Annotated in this window: 12 protein-coding genes; 7 read left to right on the top strand and 5 right to left on the bottom strand. The window is 74.0% G+C overall.

Going from position 1 to position 13,673, the window contains the following annotated elements; all coding sequences use genetic code 11:
• Window positions 1-64 precede the first annotated feature (64 nt).
• The 6 genes from CIB93_RS19105 to CIB93_RS19080 all read left to right on the top strand — a co-directional run bounded on the left by CIB93_RS19105 (window position 65) and on the right by CIB93_RS19080 (window position 7,596).
• Complete coding sequence (locus CIB93_RS19105) at window positions 65-898, top strand: M55 family metallopeptidase (RefSeq protein WP_096628306.1); 834 nt, start codon at window positions 65-67, stop codon at window positions 896-898.
• Window positions 891-2,234, top strand: a complete 1,344-nt coding sequence (locus CIB93_RS19100) for a M20/M25/M40 family metallo-hydrolase (protein ID WP_096628304.1) — start codon at window positions 891-893, stop codon at window positions 2,232-2,234. The genes CIB93_RS19105 and CIB93_RS19100 overlap by 8 nt, the downstream gene beginning before the upstream one ends.
• 24 nt (window positions 2,235-2,258) lie before the next feature.
• On the top strand, window positions 2,259-4,280 hold the full coding sequence (locus CIB93_RS19095) for a prolyl oligopeptidase family serine peptidase (RefSeq protein ID WP_096628303.1): 2,022 nt from the start codon (window positions 2,259-2,261) through the stop codon (window positions 4,278-4,280).
• Window positions 4,277-5,233: an LD-carboxypeptidase gene (locus tag CIB93_RS19090; RefSeq protein WP_096628301.1), complete on the top strand. Its 957-nt coding sequence runs from the start codon at window positions 4,277-4,279 to the stop codon at window positions 5,231-5,233. Before CIB93_RS19095 ends, CIB93_RS19090 begins: the two co-directional genes overlap by 4 nt.
• 219 nt (window positions 5,234-5,452) lie before the next feature.
• A complete protein-coding gene (locus CIB93_RS19085) occupies window positions 5,453-7,213 on the top strand; it encodes a CocE/NonD family hydrolase (RefSeq protein WP_096628300.1) in 1,761 nt (586 codons plus the stop codon).
• Window positions 7,214-7,356: 143 nt separating this feature from the next.
• Window positions 7,357-7,596, top strand: a complete 240-nt coding sequence (locus tag CIB93_RS19080) for a LapA family protein (RefSeq protein WP_096628298.1) — start codon at window positions 7,357-7,359, stop codon at window positions 7,594-7,596.
• 28 nt (window positions 7,597-7,624) lie between these two features.
• Here the strand turns inward: CIB93_RS19080 and CIB93_RS19075 are convergent, their stop codons facing one another.
• The 3 genes from CIB93_RS19075 to CIB93_RS19065 all read right to left on the bottom strand — a co-directional run bounded on the left by CIB93_RS19075 (window position 7,625) and on the right by CIB93_RS19065 (window position 10,580).
• Window positions 7,625-7,978, bottom strand: a complete 354-nt coding sequence (locus CIB93_RS19075; RefSeq protein ID WP_096628358.1) for a VOC family protein — start codon at window positions 7,976-7,978, stop codon at window positions 7,625-7,627.
• Window positions 7,979-8,141: 163 nt separating this feature from the next.
• On the bottom strand, window positions 8,142-8,951 hold the full coding sequence (locus CIB93_RS19070) for a class I SAM-dependent methyltransferase (protein ID WP_096628297.1): 810 nt from the start codon (window positions 8,949-8,951) through the stop codon (window positions 8,142-8,144).
• A gap of 120 nt (window positions 8,952-9,071) precedes the next feature.
• Complete coding sequence (locus CIB93_RS19065; protein ID WP_096628295.1) at window positions 9,072-10,580, bottom strand: bifunctional phosphatase PAP2/diacylglycerol kinase family protein; 1,509 nt, start codon at window positions 10,578-10,580, stop codon at window positions 9,072-9,074.
• A 330-nt stretch (window positions 10,581-10,910) separates the two neighbouring features.
• On the opposite strand from CIB93_RS19065, the gene CIB93_RS19060 reads away from it, so the two are divergent.
• Window positions 10,911-12,221, top strand: a complete 1,311-nt coding sequence (locus CIB93_RS19060; RefSeq protein ID WP_257002255.1) for an aminotransferase class I/II-fold pyridoxal phosphate-dependent enzyme — start codon at window positions 10,911-10,913, stop codon at window positions 12,219-12,221.
• 18 nt (window positions 12,222-12,239) lie between these two features.
• Here CIB93_RS19060 and CIB93_RS19055 read toward each other — a convergent pair whose 3' ends face one another.
• On the bottom strand, window positions 12,240-12,890 hold the full coding sequence (locus tag CIB93_RS19055; protein WP_096628294.1) for a DedA family protein: 651 nt from the start codon (window positions 12,888-12,890) through the stop codon (window positions 12,240-12,242).
• A complete protein-coding gene (locus CIB93_RS19050; RefSeq protein ID WP_179500161.1) occupies window positions 12,887-13,669 on the bottom strand; it encodes an MBL fold metallo-hydrolase in 783 nt (260 codons plus the stop codon). Before CIB93_RS19050 ends, CIB93_RS19055 begins: the two co-directional genes overlap by 4 nt.
• Window positions 13,670-13,673 lie beyond the last annotated feature (4 nt).

Here is a 13,673-nt window from a genome sequence, read left to right as displayed (position 1 = left end):
CTGGACCTCTGGCGAGCCGGATCTCCCTGGCCCACGCCGCTCGCGGCGCGTACGGTGTGGCGGCATGAAGATCCTCATCAGCGCCGACATGGAGGGCGCCACCGGAGTGACCTGGCCGGCCGACGTGCTGCCGGGGACTCCTCAGTGGGAGCGCTGCCGGTCGATGTTCACCTCCGACGTGAACGCGGCGGCCCTCGGCTTCTACGACGGCGGCGCCGACCAGGTCCTGGTCAACGAGGCCCACTGGTCGATGCGGAACCTGCTGCTGGAGCACATGGACGAACGGGTCCAGATGCTCACCGGCAAACACAAGTCGCTCTCCATGGTGGAGGGCATCCAACACGGCGACGTGGACGCGGTGGCCTTCGTCGGCTATCACACAGGCGCCGGCACGGAGGGCGTCCTCGCCCACACCTACCTCGCCAACTCCATCACCGGCGTCTGGCTCAACGGGGTCCGCGCGAGCGAGGGCCTGCTCAACGCGCATGTCGCCGCCGAGTACGGTGTCCCCGTCATCCTTGTCACCGGCGACGACCTGACCTGCGTGGACGCCGAGGGATACGCCCCCGACGCCCGCAAGGTCGCCGTCAAGGACCACGTCTCCCGCTACGCGGCGGTGTGCCGCACCCCGGCCCGTACCGCCGCCGACATCCGGGCGGCGGCGAAGGGCGCCACCGCGCTCGCGGGGCGGCGGGAGCCCGTCACCGGGGGGACGTTCACCGTGGAGCTGGAGTTCGACGCCGAACATCTGGCGGCCGCGGCGACCGTGGTGCCCGGTGTGGCGGCGACCGGCGAGAGGCGCGTCGCGTACACCGGCGCGACGATGTACGAAGGAATTCGCACGTTCAAGGCGGTGACGACGATCGTGTCGGCCGCTGTGGAGGAACAATATGGCTGACGCCCCCGGCCGGCTCGGTCCCGTGGACCGGCAGGCGCTCGACGAGGTGGTGACGTTCACCTCCGAGCTCATCCGGATCGACACCACCAACCGGGGCGGCGGCGACTGCCGGGAGCGACCGGCCGCCGAGTACGTCGCCGAGCGGCTCGCGGACGCCGGACTCCGGCCGACCCTGCTGGAGCGGACCCCCGGCCGGACCAACGTCGTCGCCCGCATCCCCGGCACCGACCCGACGGCCGACGCGCTGCTCGTCCACGGCCATCTCGACGTGGTGCCCGCCGAGCCCGCCGACTGGAGCGTGCACCCCTTCTCCGGCGAGGTGAGCGACGGAGTCGTGTGGGGGCGGGGTGCCGTCGACATGAAGAACATGGACGCGATGGTCCTCGCCGTCGTACGCGGCTGGGCCCGCGAGGGGTTCCGGCCCCGGCGCGACATCGTCATCGCGTACACCGCCGACGAGGAGGACAGCGCAGCCGACGGCTCGGGCTTCCTCGCCGACCGGCACGCACAGCTCTTCGAGGGCTGCACGGAGGGCATCAGCGAGTCCGGGGCGTTCACCTTCCACGCCGGGGGCGGCCTCTCGCTGTACCCGATCGCCGCGGGCGAACGCGGCACCGGCTGGCTGAAGCTCACCGCCGAGGGCCGGGCCGGGCACGGCTCCAAGGTCAACGGGGAGAACGCGGTGAGCGCGCTCGCCGCCGCCGTCGCCCGGATCGGCGAACACGAGTGGCCCATCCGCCTCACCCCGACCGTGCGCGCCGCGATCACCGAGATCGCCGCCCTGCACGGCATCACCGCCGACCCCGACGACCCCGGCTTCGACGTCGCCGAGCTCCTCGGCAAGCTCGGCCCCGCCGCTGCCCTCGTCGAGAACACCGTCCGCAACAGCAGCAACCCGACGATGCTGGACGCCGGTTACAAGGTCAACGTCATTCCCGGCCATGCCACCGCCTTCATCGACGGGCGCACGGTCCCCGGCGGCGACGACGAGTTCCGGGCGACCCTGGACCGGCTCACCGGCCCCCGCGTCTCCTGGGAGTTCCACCACCGAGAGGGGGCCCTCCAGGCCCCGATCGACTCGCCGACGTACGCCAAGCTGCGCGCTGCCGTCGAGCGGTTCGACCCGGGCGCGCACACCGTGCCCTACTGCATGTCCGGCGGCACCGACGCCAAGCAGTTCGCCCGCCTGGGCATCACCGGCTACGGCTTCACCCCGCTGAAGCTCCCCGTCGGCTTCGACTACCAGCGCCTCTTCCACGGCGTCGACGAACGCGTACCCGTCGACGCCCTCCACTTCGGCGTCCGCGTGCTCGACCACTACCTGCGCACCGCCTGACCGCACCTGGGGGGACCGACCGACGTGAACACCGTGCCCGCGCCCGCAGCCCCGTACGGAACCTGGCCGTCGCCGATCGACGCGGCCCTCGCCGCCTCGCACGACGGCAGGCCCGACCATCTCGGCACCGTCGGCGACGAGGTGTGGTGGACCGAGCCGCGCCCCGCCGAGGGCGGTCGCCGCGCCCTGATGCGCCGCCGCGCCGACGGCAGCACCGCCCCGGTGCTGCCCGTCCCGTGGAACGCCCGCAGCCGGGTCATCGAGTACGGCGGACAGCCCTGGGCGGGCGCGGTGCGCGAGGACGGCGAACTCGTCGTGGTGTTCGTCCACTTCACCGACCAGCGGCTGTACGCCTACGCCCCCGACGGGACCGGTGAGCCGTGGCCGCTCACCCCGGTCTCGGAGCTCGGCGGGGGGCGGCGCTGGGTCGACCCCCAACTGCGCCTGGAGCAAGGGGCCGAGGGGGAGGTGTGGTGTGTGCTGGAGGAGTTCACCGGACCCGCCCCGACCGACGTGCGCCGGGTCCTCGCCGCCGTACCGCTGGACGGCTCGGCGGCCGACGACCGCTCGGCGATCCGCGAACTCTCCGACGGCCGTCACCGGTTCGTCACCGGCCCCCGGATCTCCCACGACGGGCGGCGGGCCGCCTGGATCGCCTGGGACCACCCGCGGATGCCCTGGGACGGCACGGTGGTGATGCTGGCGGAGATCACGGAGGCCGGTGAACTCGGCGGCGTACGGCCCCTGGTGGGAGATGTCCAGGAGTCGGTCTGCCAGATCGAGTGGGACCGCGACGGCAGCCTCCTGTTCGTCTCCGACCTCGCCGGCTGGTGGGAGCTCCAGCGCATCCGCCCCGACGCCGTGGCGGGTGGCGTGGTGCCCAGCAGTCGCCTTCTGCCTCCCCGGGGCGAGGAGTTCGGCGGGCCGCTGTGGAAGATCGGGCTGCGCTGGTTCCACCCGCTGGACAACGGGCTGATCGCCGTCCTGCACGGCAAGGGCACCACCCGCCTGGGCATCCTCGACCCGGAGACCGGTGAACTCGCCGACGTGCCCGGCCCGTGGACCGCCTGGGCCGACACGCTCACCGTCCACGGCAGCCTGGTCGTCGGCGTCGCCGCCGGCCCCCGCACCGGCTACGAGGTCATCGAGCTGGACACCGCCACCGGGCACACCCGGACCATCGGCGCACCCCACCGCGACCCGGTCGATCCGGCCTACTACCCCGTGCCCGAGAACCGCACCTTCACCGGCCCCGACGGCCGCGAGATCCACGCCCACCTCTACCCGCCGCACAGCCCCGACCGCACCGGACCCGAGGGCGGGAAGCCCCCGTACGTCATGTGGGCGCACGGCGGCCCCACCGGCCACGCACCGCTCGTTCTCGACCTGGAGATCGCCTACTTCACCTCGCGCGGCATCGGCGTCGCCGAGGTCAACTACGGCGGCTCCACCGGCTACGGCCGCCGCTACCGGGAGCGGCTGCGCGGCGAGTGGGGCGTCGTCGACGTGGCGGACTGCGCGGCCGTCGCCTCGGCCCTGGTCGAGGAGGGGACCGCCGATCCGGACCGGCTCGCGATCCGGGGCGGCAGCGCGGGCGGCTGGACCGCCGCCGCGTCCCTGACCGGCACGGACCTGTACGCCTGCGGGACGATCATCTACCCCATCCTGGACCTCGAAGGGTGGGCCACCGACGAGACCCACGACTTCGAGTCGCGCTATCTGGAGTCCCTCGTCGGCCCGTACGCCGAGGTGCCCGAGCGCTACCGCGAACGCTCCCCGATCAACCGCACCGACCGGCTGACCTCCCCGTTCCTGCTGCTCCAGGGCCTCGACGACGTGATCTGCCCGCCCGCCCAGTGCGAGCGGTTCCTCGCCGCCGTCGCGGGCCGGGGCATCGCCCACGCCTACCTCGCCTTCGAGGGTGAAAGCCACGGCTTCCGGCGCGCGGAGACGCTGATCCGCGCGCTGGAGGCCGAACTCTCCCTCTACGCACAGACGTTCGGCATCGAACACCCCGACGTGCCCCGACTGGAGCTGACGACGTGACGCGCCAGAAGCGCGGCCCGGCGGCTCCCCTCGCTCGGCCGCCCCGGTTGCGCCCCGGTTCCCGGGTCGCCGTCGTGGCGCCCAGCGGTCCTGTCCCCGCCGACCGGCTGGAGGAGGGGCTCGCGATCCTGCGCGACTGGGGCCTCGACCTGGTTATCGGCCCCCATGTCCTGTCCGTACACCCGGAGTTGGACTACCTCGCCGGGTCGGACGCGGACCGGGCGAAGGACCTTCAGGCCGCGTGGTGCGACCCGTCCGTGGACGCGGTGCTGTGCGCCCGGGGCGGGTACGGCGCGCACCGCATGGTCGACCTGGTCGACTGGGCGGCGATCCGGGCCGCCGGGCCCAAGGCCTTCGTCGGCTACAGCGACATCACCGCGCTGCACGAGGCGTTCGCTCTGCGGGCCGGGTTCGCCACGCTGCACGGGCCCATGGTCGCCACCGACGCGTTCCTGAAGGACCCGGCGGCCCGGGAGCATCTGCGCGCCACCCTCTTCGAGCCCGAGACCGTGCGCACCCTCGGCCTGGACACGGCGGCCGCCCTGGTCCCGGGGCGGGCGCGGGGCGTCACGTTCGGCGGGTGCGTCAGCCTGCTCGCCGCCGGCACCCCGGGCGGCCGCACCGAGGCCCGGGGCGGGCTGCTGGTGATCGAGGACACCGGGGAGGAGCCCTACCGGCTCGACGGCATCCTCACCCGGCTGCTGCGGTCCGGCGCCCTGGAGGGGGTCGCCGGGATCGCCTGCGGGTCCTGGCAGGAGTGCGGACCGTACGAGAAGGTCCGCGCCGTGCTCGCCGACCGGTTCGGGCCGCTCGGCATACCCGTGGCCGAGGAGCTGGGGTTCGGGCACGGGTATGCCGCGCCGACGATCCCCCTGGGCGTGCCCGCGGTGCTGAACGCGCCGTCGGACGGCGGCCGTTGCACGCTGACCGTCGAGGTCCCCGCCCTGCTCTGAGCCTCCTCGGCCACCCGTCGTATCCGCGCCCGCGCCGCAGGCCGTGTGGGCGCGGAGTTGGCGTGTTTCCGCGCGCAGAACGTGAACATCCGTCAAGAACCACTGACAGAAGCGTTGACGCCGCTATGACGTGTGTCACAGCATGAGTGCGGCCCAATACTTACCGGTCGGTAAGGTTACCTCGGTGTGGAGGTCCTCGTGTCAGGTGCTGTTTCCCGATTGCGCTCCCCGCTCGTCGCCGTCGCCGGGGCGGCTCTCGTCGCCCCCCTGGCCCTCGCCGGCCCGGCCCGTGCCGCGGCGGACCCGGCGTACACCGTCACCCCCCTGACGTTCACCGTCGAGGCGGGCGACCGCTCCTGCGCGGTGGACGCCGATCTCTACCGCCCCGCCGGGGTCGACGCGGACCGGCCCGCTCCCGCCGTCCTCGCCACCAACGGCTTCGGCGGCAGCAAGTCCGACGGCTCGACCGACGCCATCGGCAAGGCCTTCGCCGAGCGCGGCTACGTCGGCCTGGTCTACTCGGGCCTCGGCTTCGGCAAGTCCGGCTGCCTGATCACGCTGGACGACCCCGCCGTCGACGGGCGGGCGGCGAGCGAACTCCTCGACTTCCTCGGGGGCGTCCGCGCGGCCGACGACGGCACCAAGGCCGACTTCGTCACCCAGGACGCCGACGGCGACCCGCGCGTCGGCATGATCGGCGGCTCCTATGGCGGCGCGATCCAGCTCGCCACCGCCGCCGTCGACCCCCGTCTCGACGCGCTCGTCCCGCTGATCACCTGGAACGACCTCGCCTACGCACTCGCGCCCAACGGCACCGGGGCGCACACCGGCGTCACCTCCGATGTGCCCGGCGTCTTCAAGTGGCAGTGGGCCAACGGCTTCTACCTCATCGGCGAGGGCCAGCCGCTCCTGAACCCGAGCCTGGACCCGTCCCGGATCAACCGGCTGGACTGCCTGCACTTCGCCACGCGCGCCTGCGAGACGATCCGTCTCCTCAACTCCGGTCGCTACCCCGCCGACAAGGCCGAGGCGATGCTCGCCTACGCGCGCAGTGTCTCGCCCGTCTCCTACCTCGACCGGGTCAAGGCTCCCACCCTGATCGTCCAGGGCCAGGCCGACAGCCTGTTCAACCTCAACGAGGCCACCGCCACGTACAGGACGCTCAAGGCGCAGGGCACCGAGACCAAGATGGTCTGGCAGTCCTGGGGGCACAGCGGCGGCCAGGTGCCCGGCGAACTCGACCTGGGTCAGGGCAATCTGGAGACCAGTCACGTGGGGCAGCGGGTTCTGGCCTGGTTCGACCGCCACCTCCGCAGGAAGGCGGACACCGACACCGGACCCGCGTTCTCCTACTACCGTTCCTGGCAGAGCGGTTACGGCACCGCCGACGACGTCCCGGACCTCTCGCGGACGATGTACCTCTCCGGCGACGGCAAGCTCGTCGACAACCGCTCCAAGGTGGCGCGCGGCAGCCGCAAGTACGTCAACTGGCCGGTGCCGACCAGCCACTCGGAGAGCTCGATCGCCCCGCTGATCGGACTGCCCGACCCCAAGCCGTACGACACCAAGGGCACCTACCTCGGCTGGCGCAGCGAACCGCTCACCGAGCCGCTCGACGTCGTCGGCGCGCCGAAGGCCACCCTGAAGGTCGTCTCCCCGAGGGCGGAACGGGTCCAGAACAGCGGCGACGCCTCGGACAAGCTCGTCCTGTTCGCCAAGGTCTACGACGTCGCGCCCGACGGCAGCCGCAAGCTCGTGAACCGGCTCGTCTCCCCGGTGCGGGTCCCCGATGTCACCCGGCCCTTCACGGTCGAGCTGCCCGGCATCGTCCACCGGTACGGGAAGGGGCACCGCCTGGAGTTCGTGATCGCCGCCAGTGACACCGCGTACTTCGGCAACCGGGGCATCAAGCCCGTCACCGTGGTCCATGCCCCCGAGGACACGGGTGTCCTGGAGCTGCCCGTGGTCCCGGCCGGCTGACACGGCTGTACCGCCGCTCACCCGAACGGCGGTACAGGACCGCCCCCCGGGCCCGGCGGACAGGCATGCTGGGGCTCCGGGGGCGGCCGCGTGCGCGATGGGCGGCGGGCCGAACGGCGCAGGGCGAGCGGAAGGGCCGGACCATGAGCCCCAAGGACGTATCGAACGGCAGGGGGCGCGTCGCGGGATGGTTCACTCCCGGGCGCATCGCGGTCTCCGTGCTGGTCGTGCTCGTCATCGTGTTCATCTGCGTGAACACGAAGAAGGTCACCATCCGCGTGCTGATCCCCGAGGTGACCATGCCCCTCTGGTTCGCCCTGCTGGCCATGTTCCTGATCGGCGGGGTCTGCGGCGGCTACCTCTTCCGCCGCCGGGGCAAGTGACGGCAGGCATGCTCCCGTGAGGGCCGGGTCAGGCCGTGACGTTGCGGTCCACGTACTCGAAGACCGAGCCGTCCGGGTGCAGCGCGATGAGGTTGCGGCCGGCCGGGGTCGGCACCGGGCCCGCGACGATCCGCGCGCCCGCCCGGGTCAGCGCAGCGTTCGCCTCGTCGACGTCCTTCACCGCGATGGTCGCGCCCACCTTGCGCAGCACCTCCAGCTCCGATTCGGGCCCGCTCATCAGGAGGAAGCAGCCGATCGCGGCGACCGACACCCCGCCGCGCTCGAAGCGCAGGGCCGGGGTGCCCGTCAGCCCCTCGTAGAAGGCCACCGCGGCCTCCAGGTCGTCGACGCAGATACGCAGCGTGGTTCCGAGGATCTCCATGACCACGAGGGTAGTTGGCGGCCGGTGGGAGCGTGATCGATTCTGCCCTGCCGGACTCCGGCTGCCGGACTCCGACTGCCGGGGGAACGGCCAAGCCCGCGCTCTCGTGGAGCGCGGGCTCCCGGCCGCCCCGGGGCGTCGCACCCGGCTGCGCGCCGGGCCCTCACGCCCGGCACAGCACCTCGCCGTGCGGGACCATGAACCAGCCGTCGCCCTCCTCGCCCCAGGCGCGCCACGCCGCCGCGATGGCCGTGAGCCGCTCGGCACTCGCATGGCCGCCCCGCACCGCCAGTTCGGCGTAGACCGAGTCCGTCGTACGGTCCGCCCACAGCCTGCTCCACCAGGCGCGGCTCTCCGGGGTCGCGAAGCACCAGGCGGCCGCTGTCGGGGTGATGTCGGTGAACCCGGCCTGCCGCGCCCAGGAGAGGAGCCTGCGTCCGGCGTCGGGCTCGCCGCCGTTGGCGCGGGCCACCCTTCCGTATACGTCCAGCCATTCGGTCAGGCCGGGCACCTCAGGGAACCAGGTCATCGCCGCGTAGTCGCTGTCGCGTGCCGCGACCACGCCGCCGGGCCGGCAGACGCGCCGCATCTCGCGCAGCGCCTGGACCGGGTCGCCCACGTGCTGGAGCACCTGATGGGCGTGGACCACGTCGAAGGAGTCGTCGGGGAAATCCAGGGCGTGGACGTCGGCCACCGCGAACTCGACGTTGGCCAGGCCCCGTTCGGCCAACACTCCGGCGGCCTGGTCGAGGATGGCCCTACCGGTGTCGACCGCCGTCACGCGGCCCGGCGCGACCAGGGCGGCCAGATCGGCGGTGATGGTCCCGGGGCCGCAGCCGACGTCCAGCACGGCCAGGCCCGGGCGGAGTTCACCGAGCAGATACGCCGCCGAGTTGGCGGCGGTCCGCCAGCGGTGCGAGCGCAGGACCGACTCGTGGTGGCCGTGCGTGTACACGGCGGTCTCCTTCGGCATGACGGTGAGTCCTCTCCCGAAAACCTCGCGCCGACGGGTGCGGCGACAGCCACCACCGTACGCGGAGATGCCGAATGGTGAGATATGCGTCTTGCCATATGGACTTGTTCGTCCGGGGGCTCAGATCGGCATCGGGCAGTAGACGGTCAGCGCCTCCGGCAGCTTGTCGACCGTCAACTCCGTTCCGGAGCGTGCTACTTCACCGTCGTACGCGTACGGAGTCCCCGGCGCCAGACCGGCGATCCGCACCCGCCGCCGACGTACCGCCGCATGGGCGGGGGAGCGGGTCAGTGGTCCCGCCACCGCCGCGGCGAGCAGCCGCAGCGCGGGGCCCCGGCCGCCGTGCACCACCCGTACGTCCAGCAGCCCGTCCGCCAGGTTGTGACGGCGGCCCGGGGCGGGGCCCACCCGCTGGAACAGCCCGTTGCCGACGAACAGCAGCCACAACGGCCTTCGGCGTCCCTGGAGTTCGGCCTCCAGTGGTCGCTGCCCGCGCAGTACGTGCAGCGCCGCGAGCACGCCCGCCGGCCAGCCGCCGATCCGGGGCGACCAGCGCTCCCTGGTGCGCACCAGGTCCGGATAGACGCCCAGGGAGAAGGCGTTGAGGAAGTAGCCGTCCGCGCCGTCCTCCCCCTTCGGCCCCGGCCGGAAGCGGCCCAGGTCCACCCGGATCGCATCGCCCGCCGTGAGGGCGGCCGCGGTGTCCTGGACGGTCTCGATGCCGAGGTCGTAGGCGAAGTGGTTGAGCGTCCCGCCGGGGAGGACGGCGAGCGGCATGCCGTGCGTCGCCGCTACCGAGGCCGCCAGGTTCACGGTGCCGTCGCCCCCGCAGATCCCGAGCGCCCGACCCCGGCCCGCCGCCTCGTCCAGGGCCGTCGGCAGCTCGTCGGGGGCGACCTCCACGACCTCCGCGGCGGGCAGCGCCTCGCGGACGAGCGACGCGGTCGCGGTGGCGGTGCCCGACTCCCGGTTCACCACGACCACGAGGCCCTTCCCGCCGGGCAGTGCCGGGGCCTCGCCGGGCGGGCGGCCGGGGGCGGGCAGCTGGCCCCGCGTCGGGACCACTCCGCGCAGGGCGAACGCGGCTCCTATGCCGAGTGCCGCCCCCGCCAGGACATCGCTCGGGTAGTGGACCCCCGTGTAGACGCGGGAGGCCGCCACAGCCATCGCGACCGGGGCCACGACCGCACCCCAGCCCCGGGACTCCAGGGCCACGCCGGTGGCGAACGCGGCGGCCGACGCGGCATGGCCGGAGGGGAAGGACGTGGTGACCGGCTGCCGCTTGAGCTGCCGCACGATCGGCACCAGATCGACTATCGGCCGCTCGCGGCGCACCGCGCCCTTGGCGACGGTGTTGATCGCCGCCGAGGCCACGGCGAGGGACGCGATCCCGCGCAGCGCGGCCCGCCGGGACCGTGCACTGCTGCCGAGAGCGGCGATCCCGGCCGCCGCCCCGAACCACAGCAGCCCGTGGTTGGCGCTCCGGCTCAGCCGGGGCAGCAGCGGATCGGCGCCCGGCCAGTGCCGGTCCGCGACGCTCCGGAACACGGCCAGGTCCTGGCCCTGGAGCCAGTGCCGCAACCGGGCAGTGGCAGGGGCGGCGGTGGGTGAGGTTCTCGGTGTCGGCATGGCTCAGCGAATACCCGGCCCGGCTGCCCTGAACCAGCAGGCGCGCTGAGACCCGCAGCGCGCGCCTCCGCCGACCGGCGCAACGGCCCACGGACCGGCCCCCCTCCCGCACGGCTGCCCGATTTGAGCGGGCGGCAGGCCCGGAACCTCCGTATAAAGGGCCCAGAGGTACAAAGGGCCCGGAGGCCACGGGCCCCGCCGTCTCCGGGCGAGCGGCAGGGACGGGCGGCGGGACGCGCGCGACGGGCGGCGGACGCGCGCGGCGAGTGGCAGGCGTGTGGCGGGCGAGCGGCGAACGACGGGCGAGTGGCGGAGGAGGGCCGGATACGGATGAACGGCACCGAGAACACCGGCGGCCCCGGGGATACCCCCCGCCCCCCGCACGGGGAACGCACGCCCGGCGGGCCCGATGATGCCCGGGGGAGGCCCCGCCCCCCGCACGAGGACCACGGCCCCGTCCGGTACGGGCCGTCCGCGCCCGAGCCCGGGCTGCCCGTGCTTCCCGAGCTGGCCGCCCACCTCGCCGCCGCCTCCACACGGACCCGCGCCGAGCCCCCCGGCGGCGGGACGGCGCTGCGGGAGGCGGCCCGGGGCTACTGGGACCGGCGCGGGCTGCACGGGACCGTCGGCGGCATCGCCGCCGCCCCCGGAGCCCAGCCGCTGCTCCTGGCCCTGATCGGCGCACACGGCGGTGACGTCCTCATGCCGCGCCCGTGCCCGGCCACCTGGACGCCCCAGGCCCGGCTGCTCGGGCAGCCCGCCTACCACGTGCCGACCCCCGCCGAGTGCGGCGGCGTCCCCGATCCGTACGCCCTGCTGGAGACCGTCCGCCGGGTACGCGCCGAGGGCGGCAGGCCCAAGCTGCTGCTCCTGTCCGTCGTCGACGACCCCACCGCCACCGTCGCCCCGCCCGAACTGGTCCGCGAGGCCTGCGAGGCCGCCGTCGGCGAGGGGCTGCACATCATCAGCGACGAGACCTGGCGCGACACCGTGCACCGGCCCCGCGACACCGTCCTGCTCAGCCCCGCCGAGATGTGCCCCGACGACGTCACCGTGCTCACCGACCTGTCCGGGGCCCTCACACCCGCCGCCTGGCCGGTCGCCGTCGCCCGTTTCCCGGACACCGCGAAGGCCGCCGTGCGCCACGCGCGTACCCTCGACATCCTCACCGCGCTCGGCGCCCTCGTCGCCGGACCGCTCGCACCCGCAGCCGCCCACGCCCTCGGCGAGCCGGAGTCCGTACGGGAACGGATCGCGAGGGCCGCCGCCCTCCAGGCCGAGGTCGCCGCAGCCGCCCACCGCGCGGTCCTCGCCTCCGGCGCGCTCGCCCGCCCCCCGCAGGCGGGCCGCCACCTCTACGCCGACCTGGGTCCCCTGCGCTCCCGGCTGGCCGATCTCCGCGTCACCGACTCCATGGAGCTGGAGGAGTACCTGACCGAACGCCTCGGCGCGCCGACCCCGGGCGGCCACCGCTTCGGCGACGAACTGGGCGCCCTGCGCGTACGGCTGGGCACCGGCCCTCTGCTGGGAGCCACCCCCCAGCAGCAGATGGAGTCCCTCACCTCAGCGGCGCCCCTGGAACTGCCGCATGTGGCGCGGGCACTGAGCGCCTTCGCAACGGCCCTCGGCGCACTGCGCTGACCCGAGCGCCGTCCCCGCTCAGGCCGCCGCGCCTCCCGTCCCGTCGCCGAACCGCGCCCGCAGCCTGCGCCACACCGCCGGAGCACCGCTGATCAGCAGCGTCAGGGCCACCGCCGCCACCACCCCCTGCCACGGCTCGGGAAACAGCGAACCGCCCAGGATGCCGATCAGCTGGTACGTCGCCGCCCAGGCCAGACACGCCGGAACATCGCCCCGGGCGAACCGCCGCAGCGGCATCCGGCCCAGCAGGCACGCCAGCATCACCGGAATCCGGCCGGCCGGCATCAGCCGGGACAGGACCAGCACCGTCCCGCCGCGCTCGTCCAGCTTCGCCTGGGCCTGGGCCAGCCGCTCCGGCGCGGCCCGCCGCGTGATCGCCTCCAGCCACCGCGAACCGTTCTTCGACCGCACCCCGCGCTGCCCCAGCCAGTACAGGCAGACGTCCCCCAGGAACGCGGCCGCCGAGGCCACCACGAACACGAAGAGCAGCGCGAACGGGGACGTCTGGTGGAGCGCCACCACAGCCGCCGAACTCACCAGTGCCCCCGTCGGCACCACCGGCACCAAGGACCCCAGTGCCACCAGGAGGAACAGTGTCGGGTAGCCGACCGCCTGCTGTGTCGACTCCGGCGGCAGCTCCCGCGCCACTGTCTGGATCTCGTCGATCACCGGCCGGCCTCCGGCCGCACCCGTTCACCGTGCCCCAGCAGGTGCACCGTCACCTCCGGCGCGCGCTTCGCCGCGTGCCGGACGAACTCCTCGCCCGGGGCGTGGAACTCGTGCGGCCGCACCCCGTCCAGGCCGATCGGCCAGTACGTGCCGTAGTGCACCGGCACCGCCGACCGGGGCCCCAGCCGGGTCAGCGCCTCGGCGGCCCGGGCCGGGTCGAGATGGCCCTGCCCGAGGTAGGGGCCCCAGCCGCCCACCGGCAGCAGCGCCACGTCCACCGCGCCCACCGCCTCCGCCATCCCGTCGAACAGCCCGGTGTCCCCGGCGAAGTACGTCCGCGCCTCGCCCTCGACGACATAGCCCAGCGCGGGCACCCGGCGTGGGCCCACCGGCAGCCGCCGCCCGTCGTGCGCCGCCGGAACCGCCCGCACCCGCACCTCGCCGACCCGCACCTCCTCGCCCGCCCGCACCTCGGTCACATGCAGCCGCCGCACCCGCCGCAGCACCCGCAGACCCGGCACGGCCGCCACCGCGCCGCTCGGCACGATCAGCCGGGTGCCGGGAGCCACCCGGGCCAGCGAGGGCAGATGGAGGTGGTCGGAGTGCAGGTGCGAGACCAGGACCACCTCTGCGACCGCGGCCTGCGGCGGCGGCACCTCGCCCCGGCGGCGGCGCAGATGCGCGAAGCGCCGCACGAACAGGGGGTCGGTCAGTACCCGCACCCCCGAATCCTCGATCGTGCAGGTGGCATGACCCCACCAGGTGACCTCCACCGGCACGTCC

Source organism: Streptomyces sp. WZ.A104, assembly GCF_002382885.1.
GTDB lineage: Bacteria > Actinomycetota > Actinomycetes > Streptomycetales > Streptomycetaceae > Streptomyces.
Note: the sequence above shows the minus strand (reverse complement) of the source record. Positions and strands in the feature narration are given on the sequence as shown.

Bases quoted from the DNA above. Each gene is read 5' to 3' on its own strand.
- CIB93_RS19105 (WP_096628306.1), top strand. From the start codon at position 65: ATGAAGATCCTCATCAGCGCCGACATGGAGGGCGCCACCGGAGTGACC.
- CIB93_RS19100 (WP_096628304.1), top strand. From the start codon at position 891: ATGGCTGACGCCCCCGGCCGGCTCGGTCCCGTGGACCGGCAGGCGCTC.
- CIB93_RS19080 (WP_096628298.1), top strand. From the start codon at position 7,357: ATGAGCCCCAAGGACGTATCGAACGGCAGGGGGCGCGTCGCGGGATGG.
- CIB93_RS19075 (WP_096628358.1), bottom strand. From the start codon at position 7,978: ATGGAGATCCTCGGAACCACGCTGCGTATCTGCGTCGACGACCTGGAG.
- CIB93_RS19070 (WP_096628297.1), bottom strand. From the start codon at position 8,951: ATGCCGAAGGAGACCGCCGTGTACACGCACGGCCACCACGAGTCGGTC.
- CIB93_RS19065 (WP_096628295.1), bottom strand. From the start codon at position 10,580: ATGCCGACACCGAGAACCTCACCCACCGCCGCCCCTGCCACTGCCCGG.
- CIB93_RS19060 (WP_257002255.1), top strand. From the start codon at position 10,911: ATGAACGGCACCGAGAACACCGGCGGCCCCGGGGATACCCCCCGCCCC.